At 63.9% G+C, this 1104-nt stretch carries 1 protein-coding gene; it reads left to right on the top strand.

The features are described from left to right. Positions 1-104: 104 nt before the first annotated feature. Positions 105-1104 (top strand): IS110 family transposase (locus TW83_RS18375; RefSeq protein ID WP_045984231.1); only part of this gene is annotated, 1000 nt, incomplete at its 3' end.

Below are 1104 nucleotides of genomic sequence, written 5' to 3'. Positions count from 1 at the left end.
GAGATGCCGTAACGGGGCCTGCGCTGCGACCTGCCCGTTACCGTTGTCAAACCGAGGGCAATCTGGCGCCATTCCCGTATTGGATCCATCGGGAGGACTGCGGGATGAAGCTGTTTGTCGGACTGGACGTGTCGCTGGAGAAGACCGCGATCTGCGTCATCAGCGAGCATGGGAAGATCGTGAGGGAGGCGCAGGCGGCCAGCGAGCCGGAAGCGCTGGCGCGCTGGATTGAGAACCTGGACGGCACCATCGCCGTCGTCGGTCTCGAAGCCGGTCCGCTGTCGCAATGGCTGCATCGTGGCATGACCGAGGCGGGCCTGAGTGTAGTGCTGATGGAGACCCGTCAGGTGAAGGGTGCTCTGAAGGCGATGCCGATCAAGACGGACCGACGGGATGCCGAAGGCATTGCGCGCCTGCTTCATCTTGGCTGGTTCCGGCCCGTTCATTGCAAATCCGTCTCGGCACAGGAGGTGCGCGCTCTGCTGAGTGCTCGCAAAGCCGTGCAGCAGGGCTTTATCACCTTGGAGCTGTCATTGCGTGGATTGCTGCGGAACTTCGGGCTGAAGGTCGGCGCGATCTCCCGCGGCAGGTTCGAGCACCGCATCCGAGAGCTGACGGCAGACAACCCGATGCTGTTTGCCGCGACGGAGCCGATGCTGCGGGCGCGGGCATCCCTTCGACAGGAGCTTGCAGGACTGGAACGCCGGGTCCGTCAGTTGGCGCAAGACGACCCTGTCTGCCACCGTCTGATGTCGATGCCGGGCGTGGGCGCGGTCGTGGCGCTGACCTATCGTTCCGCAGTTGATGATCCCTCGCGGTTCACATCGTCGAAGAAGGTCGGGCCATGGGTCGGCCTCACGCCTTCACGCAACCAGTCAGGCGAACGCGACATCTCCGGCGGGATCACCAAAGCAGGGGACATCAACCTGCGGCGCGCTCTGTGCCAAGCGGCAACAGTCATGATGCATCGTGGCCGCTCGACATGGCTGAGAACATGGGCAGTGCAGGTCGCGCGCCGTCGTGGCGCGAAACGGGCCATGGTCGCCCTTGCCCGGCGCATCAGCGTGATCCTGCACCGAATATGGACTGACGGCACAATCTTCC

Origin of the sequence: Paracoccus sp. S4493 (assembly GCF_000967735.1) — a bacterium.
In the GTDB taxonomy this organism is placed as follows: domain Bacteria; phylum Pseudomonadota; class Alphaproteobacteria; order Rhodobacterales; family Rhodobacteraceae; genus Paracoccus; species Paracoccus marcusii.
The sequence above is the reverse complement of the archived record's forward strand: the minus strand, read 5'-3'. Positions and strand labels throughout refer to the sequence as shown.